The 16,836-nt window shown below is 47.7% G+C and carries 17 protein-coding genes; 9 read left to right on the top strand and 8 right to left on the bottom strand.

The features are described from left to right. Nucleotides 1-56: 56 nt before the first annotated feature. Nucleotides 57-1,511 carry a two-component system sensor histidine kinase NtrB gene (locus ACZ5PW_RS03530; protein ID WP_464558030.1) on the bottom strand — a complete coding sequence of 485 codons (1,455 nt, stop codon included), beginning with the start codon at nucleotides 1,509-1,511 and terminating at the stop codon, nucleotides 57-59. Nucleotides 1,512-1,701: 190 nt separating this feature from the next. Between ACZ5PW_RS03530 and rimO the strand changes: the two genes are divergently transcribed. The 5 genes from rimO (at nucleotide 1,702) to ACZ5PW_RS03505 (ending at nucleotide 5,858) form a co-directional block, all read left to right on the top strand. After that, a complete protein-coding gene (gene rimO / locus ACZ5PW_RS03525; RefSeq protein ID WP_464558029.1) occupies nucleotides 1,702-3,012 on the top strand; it encodes a 30S ribosomal protein S12 methylthiotransferase RimO in 1,311 nt (436 codons plus the stop codon). A gap of 179 nt (nucleotides 3,013-3,191) precedes the next feature. Then, entirely contained in the window at nucleotides 3,192-3,425 is a 234-nt protein-coding gene (locus tag ACZ5PW_RS03520) for a hypothetical protein (RefSeq protein WP_464558028.1), read from the top strand. A gap of 171 nt (nucleotides 3,426-3,596) precedes the next feature. After that, nucleotides 3,597-4,358, top strand: coding sequence for a glycosyltransferase family 2 protein (locus ACZ5PW_RS03515; RefSeq protein WP_464558027.1), 762 nt, complete (start codon nucleotides 3,597-3,599; stop codon nucleotides 4,356-4,358). After that, nucleotides 4,355-4,783: a sugar 3,4-ketoisomerase gene (locus ACZ5PW_RS03510; RefSeq protein WP_464558026.1), complete on the top strand. Its 429-nt coding sequence runs from the start codon at nucleotides 4,355-4,357 to the stop codon at nucleotides 4,781-4,783. The genes ACZ5PW_RS03515 and ACZ5PW_RS03510 overlap by 4 nt, the downstream gene beginning before the upstream one ends. Beyond that, entirely contained in the window at nucleotides 4,761-5,858 is a 1,098-nt protein-coding gene (locus tag ACZ5PW_RS03505) for a DegT/DnrJ/EryC1/StrS family aminotransferase (protein ID WP_464558025.1), read from the top strand. Before ACZ5PW_RS03510 ends, ACZ5PW_RS03505 begins: the two co-directional genes overlap by 23 nt. A gap of 109 nt (nucleotides 5,859-5,967) precedes the next feature. Here the strand turns inward: ACZ5PW_RS03505 and ACZ5PW_RS03500 are convergent, their stop codons facing one another. The 4 genes from ACZ5PW_RS03500 to ACZ5PW_RS03485 form a co-directional block, all read right to left on the bottom strand. Further along, the gene (locus ACZ5PW_RS03500; RefSeq protein ID WP_464558024.1) at nucleotides 5,968-6,450 is read right to left on the bottom strand and encodes a hypothetical protein; all 483 of its coding nucleotides are present in this window, start codon (nucleotides 6,448-6,450) and stop codon (nucleotides 5,968-5,970) included. A 100-nt stretch (nucleotides 6,451-6,550) separates the two neighbouring features. After that, complete coding sequence (locus ACZ5PW_RS03495; RefSeq protein ID WP_464558023.1) at nucleotides 6,551-8,398, bottom strand: C25 family cysteine peptidase; 1,848 nt, start codon at nucleotides 8,396-8,398, stop codon at nucleotides 6,551-6,553. After that, on the bottom strand, nucleotides 8,398-9,453 hold the full coding sequence (locus ACZ5PW_RS03490; RefSeq protein ID WP_464558022.1) for a glycosyltransferase family 9 protein: 1,056 nt from the start codon (nucleotides 9,451-9,453) through the stop codon (nucleotides 8,398-8,400). The genes ACZ5PW_RS03495 and ACZ5PW_RS03490 overlap by 1 nt, the downstream gene beginning before the upstream one ends. 26 nt (nucleotides 9,454-9,479) lie before the next feature. Then, entirely contained in the window at nucleotides 9,480-9,878 is a 399-nt protein-coding gene (locus ACZ5PW_RS03485) for a YidH family protein (RefSeq protein ID WP_464558021.1), read from the bottom strand. Between the two features lie 167 nt (nucleotides 9,879-10,045). Here ACZ5PW_RS03485 and ACZ5PW_RS03480 point away from each other — a divergent pair, with 167 nt between their 5' ends. Continuing rightward, complete coding sequence (locus ACZ5PW_RS03480; protein ID WP_464558020.1) at nucleotides 10,046-10,285, top strand: hypothetical protein; 240 nt, start codon at nucleotides 10,046-10,048, stop codon at nucleotides 10,283-10,285. Between the two features lie 87 nt (nucleotides 10,286-10,372). On the opposite strand, the gene glpX is transcribed toward ACZ5PW_RS03480, so the two are convergent. Next, nucleotides 10,373-11,356, bottom strand: coding sequence for a class II fructose-bisphosphatase (gene glpX, locus ACZ5PW_RS03475; protein WP_464558019.1), 984 nt, complete (start codon nucleotides 11,354-11,356; stop codon nucleotides 10,373-10,375). 286 nt (nucleotides 11,357-11,642) lie between these two features. Between glpX and ACZ5PW_RS03470 the strand changes: the two genes are divergently transcribed. Together ACZ5PW_RS03470 and ACZ5PW_RS03465 are read left to right on the top strand one after the other, a co-directional pair. Further along, on the top strand, nucleotides 11,643-13,385 hold the full coding sequence (locus ACZ5PW_RS03470; protein ID WP_464558018.1) for an N-acetylmuramoyl-L-alanine amidase: 1,743 nt from the start codon (nucleotides 11,643-11,645) through the stop codon (nucleotides 13,383-13,385). A gap of 28 nt (nucleotides 13,386-13,413) precedes the next feature. Continuing rightward, nucleotides 13,414-13,884 (top strand): HAD family hydrolase, encoded by a 471-nt coding sequence (locus tag ACZ5PW_RS03465; protein ID WP_464558017.1) that lies wholly within the window; start codon nucleotides 13,414-13,416, stop codon nucleotides 13,882-13,884. A 57-nt stretch (nucleotides 13,885-13,941) separates the two neighbouring features. On the opposite strand, the gene ACZ5PW_RS03460 is transcribed toward ACZ5PW_RS03465, so the two are convergent. Together ACZ5PW_RS03460 and ACZ5PW_RS03455 are read right to left on the bottom strand one after the other, a co-directional pair. Continuing rightward, nucleotides 13,942-15,198: a response regulator gene (locus ACZ5PW_RS03460; protein ID WP_464558016.1), complete on the bottom strand. Its 1,257-nt coding sequence runs from the start codon at nucleotides 15,196-15,198 to the stop codon at nucleotides 13,942-13,944. A 126-nt stretch (nucleotides 15,199-15,324) separates the two neighbouring features. After that, nucleotides 15,325-15,621 (bottom strand): hypothetical protein, encoded by a 297-nt coding sequence (locus ACZ5PW_RS03455; RefSeq protein ID WP_464558015.1) that lies wholly within the window; start codon nucleotides 15,619-15,621, stop codon nucleotides 15,325-15,327. 788 nt (nucleotides 15,622-16,409) lie between these two features. Here ACZ5PW_RS03455 and ACZ5PW_RS03450 point away from each other — a divergent pair. Further along, nucleotides 16,410-16,796, top strand: a complete 387-nt coding sequence (locus ACZ5PW_RS03450) for a Ros/MucR family transcriptional regulator (protein ID WP_464558014.1) — start codon at nucleotides 16,410-16,412, stop codon at nucleotides 16,794-16,796. The last annotated feature ends 40 nt before the right edge of the window (nucleotides 16,797-16,836 follow it).

Here is a 16,836-nt window from a genome sequence, read left to right as displayed (position 1 = left end):
CCGCACCATCGGTTCCATAAAGTTATGATTGGTGAGTAATACGCTGTAGAAGATTTTTAAGCAACCGCATTGGCTATCGGCAGAAGCAAAGCCACACTTGTACCCTTACCCGGCCTGCTGGCCAGCTCGACTTCGCCACCGAACTCTTCCATGATCTTCTTAACCATGGGAAGCCCCAGTCCGTTTCCGTTTATTTTGCTGGAGTAGAACGGATCAAAAACCTGAGCCCTGATTTCATCATTGATTCCCGGCCCGTTATCCCGGACCTCCAGCCAGACATATTTTCCGCTTACCCCTGTTGAAATCTTGATTTTTCCGCCATCAGGCATCGCTTCCATGGAATTCTTGACCACATTGATCAGGCACTGCCTGATCTGTTCAGCTCCGCCCACCCCGAAAGGTGCTTCAGGATCCAGATCCAACTCAACATGAATATCCTGTAACTGACATCCAAGAGACAACAACTGCATCGCATCGGCAGCGATCCTGTTTATATCAATTTTATTTTTCTCAACATCCTTGGAGCGTACAAAACTCAATATACTTTTCAAAAGCTTATCCAGACGTTCTGATTCCTCAAAAATGATCCTGATTTTCTGCCGTCCCGCCTCATCAATGCTTTCATCTTTAAGCAGTACCTTCGCAAAGCCCCCCATGGCCATCAGGGGATTGCGAATCTCATGGGCAATATAGGCCGCCAGCTCACCGACTGTTGCCATACGTTCGGACTGCTGCAGCCGCTGCTCCATCATGGTTCGCTCGGTAATATTTCTGCGGAGGACAACCAACTGGATAACTTCATCACTTCCTTCTTCGGTGATGGGATAAACATAGATGCGAAAAAAATTAAGCCTGCCCTCCTTGTCAGTCTCAGGCATCATCAGTTCACGGTGTTTACCGCAAGGCATTCTGTCTACCTTAATAATCCCTTTTTCAACCGGACAGACAGAGGTGAGACAATCATAAAAATGGAGAGGGTTCTGCCCTCTGAGGGCCTCAACGGACTCTTCGGCTTTTATGCTGAAAGGCCGATTACAATCCATTATCATGCCATCGGCGCCGATAATCATTATATCTTCAGGCATCTGGTCTACAACAGACTTGAAAAGCACCTGAGTCTGCATGAGGTCTGCCTTACAGGCTATCCATAAGCGGTCTGTGGCGTGCAGACGCAGGAAAAAACGCGCGGCAGGCAGTTCCACCAGACCTATTTCAGGCGGTAAAACTGTTCTGAGCGACCGGACCATTTCCGGTTCTCCGGAAAGTTCGAAAACCATACTGATGTCGGGATGGGCGCCAACCATCTCATCAACGTTCCGGTAAAGTGGGAAATCAAACCCTGAGCTCAGAGGGGTTCCTCCCTCGTCAAGAAGAACTCCTGCCATGAGTTCAAATCCCGCATCTTCGCGGTTACTTTCGTGCAGAAGCATGGAGATTGAAGAGAGGGCAAATGAATACCCCACAACTCCAATACAATCCGTTTTCATATCATTTAGCAAATTATCCAGCATTTTATCTCCAATAAAGACCAGTCATCCTGACTTTGCAGTCAGGATAAACTATTTTCTATAAAATAACCAAGCAGCAATGTCATTATTTACTGCTTTGCACTCATGCGCTAATGGGATATCCATTGCTCCGGCAAGACTTCTGACCTATATAGCAACTTTACAAAGCATCAACCCGAAACGGGATTTAAATATGACTGAACAAAAAATCAGAGTTTACACCATAAGCCTCGGCTGCCCCAAAAACCGGGTCGACACTGAAAGGATGCTGGGAACATTCGGTGACAATATGTTTGCCGCGGAAACTCCCGAAGAATCCGACCTTGTACTTATCAACACCTGTGGATTCATCGGTCCCGCAACTGAAGAGTCGGTGGACACCATTCTTGAAGTGGCGGGCATGATAGGGGAACTTGAGGAAAAACCAGTACTGGCTGTTGCGGGATGCCTTGTCAGCCGATACGGAGCACTCACGGAACAGATCCCCGAGGTCGACCTGTGGCTTTCCACCCACGATCTGGACAAGTGGCCGGGACTCGCCCAGAAAGCTCTCAACCGGGAATTTCCTGTTGAACAGCGCCGCGCTGTAAGCACCGGACCGGCCTATGCCTACCTCAAAGTGAGTGAAGGATGCTCCCATTCATGTCGCTTCTGCACAATTCCATCAATTAGAGGACCACACGTGAGCCGAACCATGGACGGGCTGGTGGAAGAAGCAAAATATATTGCGGCTCAGGGGATACCGGAACTTATTCTAGTTGGGCAGGATACCACAGCCTATGGTTCTGACCTGAACGATAATGAAACGAACCTGAGAAATCTGATTGAAAAACTTCTCCCGATAAAAGGACTTGAATGGCTGCGCCTGATGTACCTCTATCCGGCCGGGCTCACCGATTCAATGCTCAGCTTTCTTGCCTCCGCCGGCAATCCACTGCTGCCCTACTTCGATATCCCCATTCAGCACGCACATTCAGAGGTACTGTCATCAATGGGCCGCCCCTTTGCACGTGATCCGCGTAAAGTAATCGACCGGGTACGCAGACACATTCCAGAAGCAGTGCTTCGCACATCCATTATTGTCGGCTATCCCGGAGAAACCGATGAGCATTTCAATACTCTTGTGGACTTCGTCAGGGATACACGTTTCCACCATCTGGGAGTATTCGCCTACCAGCCTGAAGAAGGCACTCCCGCAGGAGAAATGGAGCAACTCCCCGAAGAACTTCGTGAGGAGCGGCGCCGTATTCTAATGGAAGTGCAATCTGAAATAAGCCGTGAGATACTTGAAGAAAAAGTCGGGGATACAATCAAGGTTCTGATTGAAGAACCCAATAATGAATGGGAAGGGCTGTTCAACGGCCGGGTCTGGTTTCAGGCCCCGGAGGTTGACGGCATAACCTACATCAGCGCGCCGGAAGATTTCGAGATCAAACCGGGAATGATGGTGGAAGCCGAAATCGACAATGTAACGGATTACGATCTGGTTACTCTAGTAAAATAGTTAACCTTCCAGCATTTCGGAATCAGCCTGTTTCACCGGTGGATTCTAATTTTCACATGGGAGGCTTAATCCCGGGCTTTGTCTTAGACAGAGCCCTGCTCGGGTCCAGCTATTCGGCACGATAATTGGGATAAAAACTCAGAATTACGACACAACTTTAAACGTAGCAAGAGAGATTCATGCTTGTTTTGAAATGTGCTGCCTGCAGAAGAAAATTATGGAAATACTACAAGATAGGGCAGGGTGAAGTTCACCGCTGTCACAAAGACCGCATCAAAAAAATATGGAATGCCGAAGAGAAAGACGGAAAAGTCCACTGCCCCTGCGGTAAAGCTTTCGGTATAGATCGCGGCCCCTACTGGACAATGGACAAAAAAGCATTCACATATTCAGGAACAAAGACGAATAATTGAAGAATATCAGTTCAAAGATCTGCTGAACATGGGACTGAATATCTAAAGGTCACAAGCGCATCTGTCTGTAATGCCCTCCTGACCGCAGAAAACAACTGGAAAGACAAACGACTAAATATACAATGCCCCCGATAAGGCCCGGGAGCCTAAAATACATAGGATATCAAGCGAATGAATTCCATCACCGGACTGGTCCTGACTTTCAATGGTGAAAGACTTCTTGATGAAGCTCTGGAAAGCCTTTCCTTTTGTTCCGAAATTCTGATTGTAGATTCCGGTTCCACGGACTCCACCCTTGAAATTGCCCAAAAACACAAAGCCCGTGTAGTCCATAATGACTGGAGCGGAGCCATTGAGCAGCATAAATTCGCGCAGACTTTAATAAATACCGAATGGGTTGTAACTATCGATCAGGACGAACTTATTTCCCCGGAACTTCAAGAGAGCATACTTAACGCCATCAGCAGCCCGACCCCGGAAATTGACGGCTACTACTGCCCGCGGCGCTCATGGTATCTTGACCGTTTCATCATGCACAGCGGCTGGTATCCGGACAAACTGTACCGGGTCTTCCGCCACGGCCGCATAAGCATAGGCGGCATTCGTCCGCATGAGGAACTGCGCCCGGTTGATAAAGCGGGAGAACTTTCCGGTGACATCATCCATTACCCATACGAAAATTTTCACCAGCACATGGATAAAATAAACGAGTATACTCAGGACGCTGCTGAAGATCTTTACTCCAGAGGCCGCCGGGGCTCTCTGAAGGATTCCTTGGGGCACGGCATTGGCAAATTTTTCAAACAGTATATACTCAAAGCCGGATTTCTAGACGGACGGGCCGGATTCATAGTCGCTGTGCATGGATTCTTTTACACGTTTCAAAAGTATATCCGGTTGCTTGAAATTGAAATGAAGGAAAAAAAACAATGACCGAAGACAAACCGCATCTTATTGAGCTTCCCAAGATTCACGATAACCGAGGCAACCTGACTTTTATTGAAAACAGCCGCCATATTCCTTTTGATATCAAAAGAGTGTACTATCTGTATGACGTCCCCGGTGGAGAGAGTCGTGGCGGACATGCCCATAAGAAGCTGAGGCAGTACATAATAGCCGCTTCCGGGAGCTTTGACGTTGTGCTGGATGATGGAAAGACCAAAACCAAATTCTCGCTTAACAGGTCATATTACGGGCTTTACATACCGACCATGACCTGGCGTGAACTTGAAAATTTTTCCTCGGGTTCAGTGTGTCTGGTGCTGGCTTCGGAGTTTTATGATCCGACTGACTATTATTACACTTATGAAGATTTCCTAAAGGCGGTGGAAGAAAATGAAACAAATCAGATTTCTTGATGTCGGCTGGACTTATAAGGCACTGGCTCCCAAAATGGATGCCGCTGCGAAGCGGGTTCTTGAGTCCGGATGGTTCATCCTCGGCAAAGAGGTTGAGGCTTTTGAAAAAGAATTCGCCCTCTATACCGGGGCAAAACACTGCATCGGCTGCGGAAACGGTCTTGAAGCCCTTGAACTGGTCCTGCGGGCCGCGGACATCGGTCCCGGTGATGATGTTATTGTTCCCTCCAATACGTTCATAGCCACCTGGCTGGCGGTAACCAGAACCGGAGCGAACATCGTCCCGGTAGAACCGGTTGAATCCACATATAATATCGATCCGGATAAACTCGAAGCGGCTCTCACTCCGGCAACCAAGGCCATTATTCCCGTTCACCTCTACGGTCAGCCCGCAGACATGGACCCGATTATGGAATTTGCAGAAAAGCATGGTCTTTTCGTACTCACTGATGCTGCACAGGCCCACGGAGCAGTCTACAAAGGGCGCATGTGCGGAACACTCGGCCATGCGGCAGCTTTCAGCTTTTACCCCGGTAAGAACCTCGGCGCGTTCGGAGATGGCGGGGCAGTCACAACCATGGACGAGAACATCGCGCTCAAGGTCCGCAAGATTGCCAACTACGGATCAGTTGATAAATACGTTCATGATTCTTTCGGCTTCAACAGCCGTCTGGACGAAATGCAGGCAGCATTCTTGAGGGTGAAGCTTGATAAACTGGATAACTGGAACTGGACCCGCAAAACCATTGCCGGAATATACCTGAAAGGACTGGCGGATACTCCGCTCATTCTTCCGGTAATTCAGGATAAAAACCAGTCTGTCTGGCATCTCTTTGTAGTACGCTGCAAAAACAGAAAGGACCTGATCAGACATCTGGCTGACAACAAAATTGAAGCTTCCATCCATTATCCTGTTCCCCCGCACAAGCAGGGCGCATACAAGGATATGTCCGGTATGTCCTTTCCCATAAGCGAGGCCATACACGAAGAAGTTTTATCGCTTCCCATGGGTCCGCACATGACGGAAAACGATGCACACAGAGTGGTAGACGTTGTGAAATGCTTTTTTGATTAAAAACAAGGCCCCCGACAATCCATCGGGGGCCTTTAAATTTACCGTAAGCGCAACTGCCACTTGAAAATGATTTCAACTATTCTTAATAATTCCCTACAGCTGCAGTCAATCACATATCCATAATGTTGACATCCCTGTTTTTTAAAGCCGGATTATCCGCATACTGGGCCAGTATTCTGGCACCGTTGTCAATGTTCAGAACAAGCTCTCTTACAAGTTTGTTGCGGACGCAATAGGATGTCTCCGGGGTGAATATCATGCCGCTTTTCGATTTGATCTTCATTGAAAATTTAAGCTCAGAACTGCGATCAATCTTATCCGGATAAGGTTCAGGGTCCACTCCGGTTATTGTCAGAATGGCCTGCTCCAGCACTTCCCTATTGCGAAATAGACTTCTGTTCAGCTTTTTCACTTCATTGTCACTGAAAGCTAGTTCATCAGCGGAAATACTATTATAAAATCTGAAGGCCCCTGAAAGCTGAGGCTTGGCAGGTCTGCCGAAACCGGCGGCATAAATTGCAAGTGTGCCAAGAAGCGCAAAGACAGCCAGACCGGCAAAAAGCTTCAGCAGTTTAGTGCTTTTTTCGTTCACAAATTCACCCTTTACAAAAACTCAAAATAATACCTTTCAAAGTGAATTTATAACTAAAACAATCGCGCTCCTCAACTAATTAATCATTACAAAAAAGACATTATCCGCCGTTACAACGGACAACCTTCGAATCTGCCTGCTCCTTACGCTCATACTCAGCGGCAGCTTCCACTGCATCCGCCCATGAGTCAAAGCTGCCGAACCGGACACAATACCATTTACGCCTTCCTCTTTCAGCAACCTCCACAACATAAGCGTCATAGCCCTGCCCGCTGAGTCTCTGAAGCAACCTGTCGGCGGATGAAGGTTTCCTGTTGGAGCTGACCTGAATAGCATAGCGGACAGGTTTAAGCCCGGCTGTTACTTTCGGGGAAGCTGTTTTCTTTGCTGCAACATTTTTTGCTGTTCCCGGAGCTGTGGAATTGAAACGAACATCAAAGAACTGCCATGCCAGCGGTCCGTCAAGCGGCCTTGAATAAATGAGGTACCGACCTTCACCGTCTGCGGAGAAATTGAAAACATCATCTTCCTGCACTTTCATGGAACTGACCTGCTTGCCCGTGCTGCGATCTATTACCTGCACCTTAACAGCCGGATAAATCCCCCCCTCTTCCATAGCAAAAGAGATTGTAGAATTCACCGGGAAGACAGCTACGCCTTTGCGTTTTTCCGGCTTGGTGACTGCGATCAGTCCCGTATAGGCAGGTGATTCTGTGCGCACAGGCAAAGGCAGGGACATGACCGGATCACCGTAAAAAACCATATCATAGAGCGGTGAAGTATTCTTACCTTTGGCAAGATTCTCGGCAAACTGTGCACGGGCTTCGGTAAGAGCCTCGCCTATACGGTGCTTGCCGCTGAAATAAGCTTTATGAAATTCCATCAGCAACCGATTGATTCCGTTCGAATCAACCCGCATGACCCGTCCTTCGTCAAGTTCCACACCCAACTTCCCGGAGTCTCCACATCCGGTTATCACCGCAAGGCCGGCACCGGGAGAAAGAACCATAGCCTCGGCTGGCGTTGGCAGTGTGGAATTAAGGGAGCGTCTTTCACAGGAAGGGACCAGAACAACCGGAAGGCCCGGCTTATAATCAAGTTCCATTATTTCGGATGCGGTCAAAGTTCCGTTTCCGGCACTGAAACCATCTTCACATGAATCGACTGCCAGCCACTGCACAGAAACATCATCCTGAGACAGGCTCTGCCGCAGTCTGCGAGGGTCACATCCGCCAGCAGCTCCCAGATAACGGATAGCTTCCGGCCCGGCTATCCCCTCCTGCTGAAGTTTGAAAAAAAGAAGCTCAGGATCGGCTACGTCTTCATCACCGAATCCCCTGCCGCCCACAAAAGAAACCGGCCATGCGGGACGGAAAGCCCGGTCTTCATACCAATGGTCATATTTTTCAGCCACGGCTTCGGCCTGCCCGGGTGTTCTGGCAGGAATCCTGCCTACAGGAACAATATTTTCGGGAGCAAGCGACGCTCCGCCGTATCCGTAATCTGATACGTGAACAGCAGTTCCGTTTTCCGAACTGAATTTGACCTGAGGAATAATGGAACTGTCCCCGAGAACAAGAACCGACAAGAGATCACCATCTTTATTCAGTTCCGCCAGTTGGCTCCTGATACCGGAAGAAACCCTGAGATCAGACTCCGCCGTGCCATTGCTTGCCGGAGTGCGCAGGATCAGTGATTTAACTCCTTCGTGTTCGCGGTGCAGATAGGAAAAATATCTGGCCGCACGCATAAAGCCTTCAGTGCAGACAATAACGCTTTTCTTTTTCTCGACCACAGGAGCTGAAGAAGTTTTGACTGGCTGCACAGGCTGGACAGCTTTTACCGGAGCTTCTGATCTTTGCCCGACACCCTTGATTTTACATCCCGCAAGAACCAAAAGCAGCATAGCAGCGATAATCAACAAAAATAACTTATTTGAAATTTTCATCAGCCCGCGACTCCCTGACATCCTGTTTTTCTTAAAATCTCATTCCATACCGCATCAACGGTAATATCTTTCATACACTTATGGTGCTTCTCGGGACAGCTTTTCCCTCCATGCAGACCGCAAGGGCGGCACTTCAGAACCTCCGGGGACTCCAGCACGGTTGAACCCGGACCACGGGGAAAAAACCCGAACCTTTTGACGGTAGGTCCGAACATGGCAAGAACCGGAACATCCTGTATCCAGGCAATATGCATCGGCCCGGAATCATTGGTAAGGTACAGATCTAGCATACGCAGGTGGGCTGCAAGCTGTGGCAGATTGAGCTTGCCGGCAAGATTTGCGATAAGGTTTTCACGTCCAGACTGACGGGCAACCCGACCAGCCAGTTCCACTTCATCAGGACCACCGAAAAGAACCACAGCATATCCCGAGTCGACAGCCTTCTCGATTATGCGGGAAAAATTGTGCTCCGGCCATTTCTTGGTTTCCCAGGTTGATCCAGGATTAACTCCAAGGACCTTCCTTTCGCCGAATCCGGAAAAAAACACACGGGCTTCCTCAAGGACATCTTCATCAATATCAAGACCACATTCCGGAGCCGGACCGGAAATACCAAGCGGGCCTCCCAGAGCCATCAACCGCTCGACTTCTTCAAGTTCTTCAAAACGGCGTTTGACGGTATCAGTGTAGATCAAACCGTTATACCAGGGAGAATCATAACCGATACGGCGACTTACTCCACTGGCCATTCCGACAGCAGCCGAGCGCAGGCTTGTGTGGGTGGAAATCCATAGGTCAAAACCCTGCCGGCCTATATGGGCCCCGAAATCCAGAGCGGCCTTCATTCCTTTCTGGGCCCCGCGTTTATCAAATGCGTGGACCCCGGCCAGTTCCTTCTGTGCTTTAAAAAGAGGCTCAACCCCTTTACGGACAAACAGATGGATCTCGGCATCGGGATACCTCAGGGAAAGAGCCTTGATAAACGGCAAAGTAAGAACAACATCCCCAAGAAAAGCAGTCTGCCATACGGCTATTTTTGAATAATTATCTTTCATGTATCAAAATATACGATCAAATTAATTTATTTGAAGAACATTCTTCCGGCAATGGTGCTTATGACAAGGATCAGTCCAACGGCAAAAGTCACAAGCATTTCCGGGTAGGGGGTGATCCACCTCAGCTTTTCCCCGAAATTCTTTTGAAATAATATAAAACGCACAGCAGCACTCACAAGGATTATCAACCCCGAGACAAGAGTAAAAATACTCAGAACAGTCATTTCATCCAGAATGCGCACAGGAGTTTCCGGCATGAATTTTCTCATATAAAGAGCAATCTTTTCTATGAGGAAGCCGAATCCGAGCAGACCGAGAGAAGTCCGGCACCATGCCAGAAACGTTCTCTCGCTTGCAAGCAGTGTCCTCATTCTGGCCAGACTGTTATTATCCAGTTCTTCCCGCAGCTTGTCTTTATCTGCCATTTGCCAACTCCGAAAGTTCTGTTCTACTATCCTTGATCTCGAATATATAAGGCTATAATCTGTAACAGGATTACGGGCAACAGCCCTTGACTGTATAAAACTGAAATTTGCTCCGGAACAGACAACACCGACAATTACGGCTGTGTCCGGAAAAACAAGGACTGACCATGAAATACATCATGTTTGAAGATTTCTCCGGCGACCCACTGCCCATCATGTTCCCCAACCGAATCGGCTATCTCGAATTCAGAGAGCAGATTCCTTATACCAATGTAATATCTGCCGGGTATGTCCAGATGAGACCAGATGGCATTACCTGCCACGGAGAAGCCAAAGAACTCGGCAAAGAGGCCCGCTCAGAGGATGCCGGCATTATTGCAGAGAAACTTGAGACTCCCGAATATTGATTTTCCGGGAACAGAAAACTGAGATGGGCGGACCTGACTTGTTCAAGCCGGGCCCGCCCATTATCATTTTCAACTATGCTGAAAATACTAATCGTATTTTACAGCACTGATCTTCATCAGCTTATCCCAAGTATGTACGGCCTCGATGAGTCGCACAGTACCGGTTTTGCCGCGCATGACCAGTGAAGTGGTTTCCGCGCCGTATCCGAGATAACGAACTCCGCGCAGAAATGTTCCTCCGGAAATACCGGTTGCGGAAAAGAATATATCGTCACTCTTAACCAGATCATTCACGGTCATGACATTGCGAAGGTCATATCCCTGATCTTCAAGAGCGCTTTTTTCTGCTTCAGACTGAGGGTCAAACCGGGCGAACATCTCTCCGCCCATAATGCGGATAGCGCATGCGGAAAGCACACCCTCAGGGGTTCCGCCGGTTCCCATCATAACATCCACCGGACAGCGGGGGTCAACAACCATGAGTGCGCCGGCAACATCACCATCGGTGTGAAGCTGGATTCTCGCCCCGGCATCACGGATTTCCTGAATCAGGCCATGGTGTCTGGGTTTTTCAAGCACGAATACAACCAGATCATCCACGTCTTTATTAAGAGCCTTAGCGATCTTTTCAAGGTTATCCTTGACCGGAGCGTTTATGTCCACCATGTTTCTGGCAGCGGTAGGAACAACCAGCTTCTGCATGTAGTAGCTGGGTCCCGGATCAAGCATCATGCCTGTGGGAGCTACACCGACAACAGAAATTGCGTTGGGGCGGCCATAAGCAAGGAGATTGGTTCCTTCTACAGGATCAACAGCCACGTCCATGCCGGGGCCTTCGCCCACACCCAGCTTCTCGCCGTTGTAGAGCATAGGGGCATGGTCTTTTTCTCCTTCACCGATCACAACGGTTCCACTAATGGCAAGGCTGTTAAAGCTGAGGCGCATGGCGTCAACAGCCGCCTGGTCACCAGCGTTCTTGTCACCCCGGCCCAGCCATCTGGCAGATGCCAGAGCAGCCGCTTCGGTTACCCGTACAAGGTCAAGAGCCAAATTTCTCTGGGGAGCTTCCATTATCTGTCTCCAAATGAGTGAATTGAAATGTTCATGTTCCAAATAACAATGCACATGGCAATTACATAAAAAGGGCCGTCAGTCCAGCTTTGAGACATAGTTGTCCCGATACGCAGGCAAGAAAAACTGCCCGGCTGAAGCCCATGTTTACATCTCTATGGTTGATTTTTAAACCATGCAGGCTTATTAAGAGAACATCTAAACTTTTTTTAGAGCGGAAGGCCGATTCTACATGGATTTTCAATGGCCCCAACAACACAATTAATTCAAGCTTTATATAAATAAAATGCGCAAATTTTTCATCCCCAATTTCATCATGGCATTATTTCTGGCCAGTCTGCTGGTTTCGGCAATTCCAGCCGAAGCCTTCGGTGCCAGCATCAAGGACGATTTCACAATAGCCTGGAAACAGTTCCACGCCCTGAGCAAAGATCAGAAGCGCGGCAAATACCGTTCTGAATGGGTTAAAATCGGCAAGAAGTTCCGCAATGTATTCAAAAGATCCACTCGTGGACCATATGCTCCCAAAGCATTGTACTACATGGGCCGGACCTATGAGGAACTGGGACAGCGCAGCGGTTTGAAAAAAGATTACCGCAGTGCTGTTGATTATTACGGGCGCATGATTTCCAATTTTCCTTCTCATTCATGGACAGACGACTGCATTTTCAGAAGAGCTGAAATAAGGCTGAGCAAACTGAATGAAAAGGATCTGGCCTATTCAGATTACCTGACAATAGTACATCGGTATTCAAAGTCGGACATGTACTCAAAAGCCAGATCCAGACTGGATAAAATGGATCGGCGTGGCGCTGCAAACAAAAAGACGACTCACAAAAAACCATCTGGAACCATAATCCCTGCCCAAAAATCAACCGACAGCAATAAAAGTTCATCCAGCAGAGCTAAACTTCTCTCCGTAAGGTACACCAGTAGTGAATCCTACACCCGCGTAGTCCTGGATCTTGATGAAGAGGTCCGTTACCGCTACCAGATTCTGAATCCGAACCAGAGTGTGAACCGCCCCCATCGCCTCTATGTGGATCTTGAAAACACCTTACTTGGAAGAGGTGTCCACAAAGCCACCCACGTTGCAGACGGAATACTCAAAGATATCCGCTCCGCTCAGAGAGACCCACGGACCACCCGCGTGGTTCTGGATTTCAACTCCATGCAGGATTACAAAATCTTTCCTCTGGAAAATCCATTCAGGCTTGTAATCGACGTACAGGCCCCGGAAAAAGGCAAGACAAGCAAAAAACCGGTCAAGCATGCTTCAAAACCTCAGAAATACAAGCCGCCCAAAGAAAGCAAAAAAATGGTCGGTGACCTTCTGGAGCAGCTTGGCCTGACTTTCAAAACTATCATGATCGACCCCGGTCACGGCGGAAAAGACCCCGGAGCATCTGCCAATGGACTCAGGGAAAAAGATATAAACCTCCGTTTCGCCAAAATTCTTGCCGCCAAACTCAAGAAAGTGGGATTCCAGGTTCTCTACACCCGGACAAAAGATAAATTCATTCCGCTTGAAGAAAGAACAGCCATGGCCAATATCAAAAAGGCTGACATGTTTATTTCCGTGCACTGCAACGCACACCGCAGCTCAAGGATAAACGGAATTGAGACATACACCCTCAACCTTGCACGGAACCGCAACGCTGTTCGTGTCGCGGCAAGAGAAAACGCTGTCTCGGCCAAGAGAATCAGCGACCTTCAGGTCATTCTGACCGACCTGATGCTCAACTCTAAGGTCAAGGAGAGCAAGGATCTGGCTAAAAACATACACACAAAGTCTATTGCCAATATCCGCAGAAAGTGGTCCGTCAAAGATCAGGGAGTACGCGAAGCACCGTTTTATGTCCTCATGGGCGCCAAGATGCCCTCAGTGCTGGTAGAACTGGGCTACCTGACCAACAGGACCGAAGCCAACAGACTCAAATCCGACAGGTATCTTTCTTATCTTGCTGATGGTATTGTGAAAGGGGTTCTGGAATACAAAAAACAGATTGAAAGGTATGCAAGCCTTTAACTCCAGACAAAATCTCCGAGGGTAAACGATGATAAGCCTGAATATTCCCGGCTTCAAAAAACTTGAAATTGAGCACCTTGTTCTGGACTACAACGGGACACTCGCCCTTGATGGTAATCTGTTACCGGGGGTGGGTAAGCTCCTGAAAGAACTGGCCGAAGATGTTCAGATACACGTTCTTACAGCCGACACTCTAGGGCAATGTGAAGAAGAACTCAGCGGGCTCCCTGTCACAATTCATATAATTGCAGGCAGTCCCGAGGATCAGGCCAAGCTGGACTATATAGAATCTCTTGGATGCGATAAATGCGCATGCATTGGAAACGGGCGCAATGATCGATTGATCCTGCGATTCGCCTCACTGGGAATAATTATTTCCGGTGCGGAGTGCATGTCCATGAAGGCAGCCCGCACCGCAGATCTGGTGGCAACAGACATTACTGGAGCGCTGGGATTATTCACCCATCCCGTACGGCTGCTAACAACTCTGCGTAATTAGTGCGGGAGCAAAACATTAACCCTGACGGCTAAATACCCTAACGGTCAGGCTGCCACATTAAGCAAAGCAGAACGAATTAACACCCTTGGCCTGACTGTCCGCAAGAGCTGTTGCAACTCTGGAAAGAGTACTGTCCAGATCTCCGCCTGCTTCTCTGCTGATAGCGAATGAAGCGGAAACCATAAATCTTTCACCGCCGGACACTATATGAGAACTTGCAAGTGCGGACTTAACGGTTGAAAGATCTTTCTTCAGGCTGTCAACATCTTCAGCCAGTATGAAAAAACCCTGATCGCAGCGGGCAACCATAGTCCACCCAAAAGAGTTCTGCTCCAGCAGAGCTGCCGCTTTCTTCAGGGCCGCCGGACCGGCATCCCAACCGTACGATGAATTCACTTCCAGAAGATTATCCACGTTGAAAGCAGCCAGAACCGGAGTCCTCCCTTCACTGAGCATCTGCCTGTATACTTCGCGCCCCTCTACCATGAACGCGGTGAGAACTGAAAAACCGGTCAGCGGATCACGGCTGTATGCGTCCCTGATTGAACGTATACGCTCAAGTTCGTTGAGGTTGTTGGTGACTCTCCATGAGAATTCTTCAACCTCGAATGGTTTCTTAAGAAAATCATTGGCGCCACGCTTGAGAAATTTAGCGGTAATCGCCCCGGAATCGTGGGCGGAAACCCCGAGGATGGCCAGTTGGTCGCGGCTGTACATCCGGCGGACAGCAGAAACCAGCTCAAAACCATCCATATTGGGCATCTCGAAGTCAGTCAGCAGCATTTTAATGTCAGGGGTTGTTTTGATTATATCAAGCGCCTGAGCACCATCTTCTGCAGTCAGCACGGTAAAATAGAGCCGCTCCAGAAGGTTACGCATGATCTTTCGGGCCGTGGAATTATCCTCCGCGACAACAACCTTGATCCTGTGGTTGGAATGAATACGTCTGACCAGATCAACCATCTCTTCAAGGTCTTCCCTGCTGCTCTTGTTGAAATAGTCCAGCACATTTTTCTCAATAAACCGGTTGCGTATTTCCTCATCAAAAGTGGAAGTCAATATAATGCAGGGAATTTTACGAGAAAGCACATAATCAACCGCTTCTCCATCCGGTGCACCTTTAATGCTCAGATTCAGTACGGCTATAAAAACATCGCTTCCGTTCCCGGAAATACGTTCCTCCAGTTCATCCATGGAATGAACTACCATTACGTCAAAGGGAGTAACGGATTCAATATGTTCGGTAATAATCCTAGCCTGCGTGATACTGTTCTCAACGACCAGAACAGTATTCTTCGCTTTAATATCTGACATAACAACGGCCCATCCTTTTCTGGAACTTTTTTAAAAGAATTATCCACTGCAGAATAAGCCCCGATAAAAGATTTAAGCAAGTCAAAACAGTTATAAAAGAGACAAAATTCACGAAAGCGACAACTCTCAGTCATCCAATATACGGCCGCCGTAACTATCTATTATCTCATCAGTGTTTATTGGATCAGGACTTCTTGTGGCCGACTCATCAATGGCTTTATCCACTTCCCTTTTATGCTCAAGATGTCTTTCCAGATCCTCAGTCGCGTTGCGGGGAGTATTCGAATTGCGGTACTCTTCAACATTAGCCCCCACCACCGCAACACCAACAACAGCGGCAGTTCCCCATATACACCCGGACAAGGGTAGAGTAAGGCCGGAACACAGAAGCAGCACCACGAGATTTGAAATATTTTTTTTCATCAACAATAAGACCTTTGGCAGCGACATTGTTCACCGAAATATTTTAAACTTTTATCCATAAAGCTGCTTCCCGAGGGGGATAATTATACCGAGGATTCAATACAATGCCCCCGTACTTCTAAAGAAAACATCACATCCGGCACTGCAAGGTATACCCGACTAGCGATACACCCTCCCGCAAAGCTCTGCAAACCCCGGCAATGGGTGAACGAACCAGGATTTCAGAACGAGTTCGGTACTGAACAAAACGCAAGACAAATATAATTCATTTTTTTTAGCATTAAAATCACAAAAATCTGTTTTAGTGTCGAGAACAGAACAAAATATAATCTTAACAAAGGCAAAGGCTGAAAACACAGGCAGTAAAAAAGATATAATCAATACTGCACAAGCATAACATTCACTCACTCCCTGTGAGTGTTCTTACTTGAAATACATTTTTTTGATAAACAGGCACATACAACATTGAATGTTTTGATCATAAAAAAAACCACATATGATTATAAATGAAATCTGCTATTTTCAATGGGACAATTTACCCCGTGCACAACTTGTGCTTGTGTAAAATTGGATTTGGCCTTGTAAAAAGGCTCTGAAATTCCTGAACAGAAAAACAACTTCAGAAGAATTACTTTAATAACTCTTTTTAACTTTTTCAGTTCTACATATCTTTAATATAAAAAAAATGAAAAAACGCCTAATCTGTTTGACAGCTATACCAAACTACTTTATCCCTATCTTCTCAGACAACGAATTAGTGATGAAATAATCATTAAAGGAGATATCAAGTGGAAGATTATCTGAAAGAAGCTTTGGAGATAGTCAAAGCACAGGCCAGCGTCAGAACCATGAGCGAAGAAGAAATGACATCCATGGTGCGCAAGCTGTCCGCCGGAATTCAGGCTATTGCAGAAAATGCAGTTCCTGCACAGGAAGAAACACCAGCATGTGATCCCAAGAAATCCATCAAGGAAAAATCCATCGTTTGCTGTGAGTGCGGTAAATCATTCAAGATCATCACCAAGAAGCACCTTGCTTCCCATGGCCTGACTCCTGATGAGTATCGCGAAAAATACGGACTCAAGAAAAAAGCGCCGCTGGTTTGTAAATCCCTCCAGCGCGAACGCCGCAAAAAGATGAAAGAAATGAAACTCTGGACCAAGCGCGGCCAGTAGATTTTTATTCGCATCGTTTAAGAGGCTGTCTGCAATGCAG

Source organism: Maridesulfovibrio salinus (assembly GCF_055394525.1).
Note: the sequence above shows the minus strand (reverse complement) of the source record. Positions and strands in the feature narration are given on the sequence as shown.

Excerpts from the sequence above, each read along its gene's own strand:
- ACZ5PW_RS03465 (WP_464558017.1), top strand. The coding sequence starts at position 13,414 with ATGATAAGCCTGAATATTCCCGGCTTCAAAAAACTTGAAATTGAGCAC.
- ACZ5PW_RS03455 (WP_464558015.1), bottom strand. The coding sequence starts at position 15,621 with ATGAAAAAAAATATTTCAAATCTCGTGGTGCTGCTTCTGTGTTCCGGC.
- ACZ5PW_RS03515 (WP_464558027.1), top strand. The coding sequence starts at position 3,597 with ATGAATTCCATCACCGGACTGGTCCTGACTTTCAATGGTGAAAGACTT.
- ACZ5PW_RS03490 (WP_464558022.1), bottom strand. The coding sequence starts at position 9,453 with ATGAAAGATAATTATTCAAAAATAGCCGTATGGCAGACTGCTTTTCTT.
- ACZ5PW_RS03460 (WP_464558016.1), bottom strand. The coding sequence starts at position 15,198 with ATGTCAGATATTAAAGCGAAGAATACTGTTCTGGTCGTTGAGAACAGT.
- ACZ5PW_RS03480 (WP_464558020.1), top strand. The coding sequence starts at position 10,046 with ATGAAATACATCATGTTTGAAGATTTCTCCGGCGACCCACTGCCCATC.
- rimO (WP_464558029.1), top strand. The coding sequence starts at position 1,702 with ATGACTGAACAAAAAATCAGAGTTTACACCATAAGCCTCGGCTGCCCC.
- ACZ5PW_RS03510 (WP_464558026.1), top strand. The coding sequence starts at position 4,355 with ATGACCGAAGACAAACCGCATCTTATTGAGCTTCCCAAGATTCACGAT.
- ACZ5PW_RS03530 (WP_464558030.1), bottom strand. The coding sequence starts at position 1,511 with ATGCTGGATAATTTGCTAAATGATATGAAAACGGATTGTATTGGAGTT.
- ACZ5PW_RS03485 (WP_464558021.1), bottom strand. The coding sequence starts at position 9,878 with ATGGCAGATAAAGACAAGCTGCGGGAAGAACTGGATAATAACAGTCTG.
- glpX (WP_464558019.1), bottom strand. The coding sequence starts at position 11,356 with ATGGAAGCTCCCCAGAGAAATTTGGCTCTTGACCTTGTACGGGTAACC.
- ACZ5PW_RS03520 (WP_464558028.1), top strand. The coding sequence starts at position 3,192 with ATGCTTGTTTTGAAATGTGCTGCCTGCAGAAGAAAATTATGGAAATAC.
- ACZ5PW_RS03505 (WP_464558025.1), top strand. The coding sequence starts at position 4,761 with ATGAAACAAATCAGATTTCTTGATGTCGGCTGGACTTATAAGGCACTG.
- ACZ5PW_RS03470 (WP_464558018.1), top strand. The coding sequence starts at position 11,643 with ATGCGCAAATTTTTCATCCCCAATTTCATCATGGCATTATTTCTGGCC.
- ACZ5PW_RS03495 (WP_464558023.1), bottom strand. The coding sequence starts at position 8,398 with ATGAAAATTTCAAATAAGTTATTTTTGTTGATTATCGCTGCTATGCTG.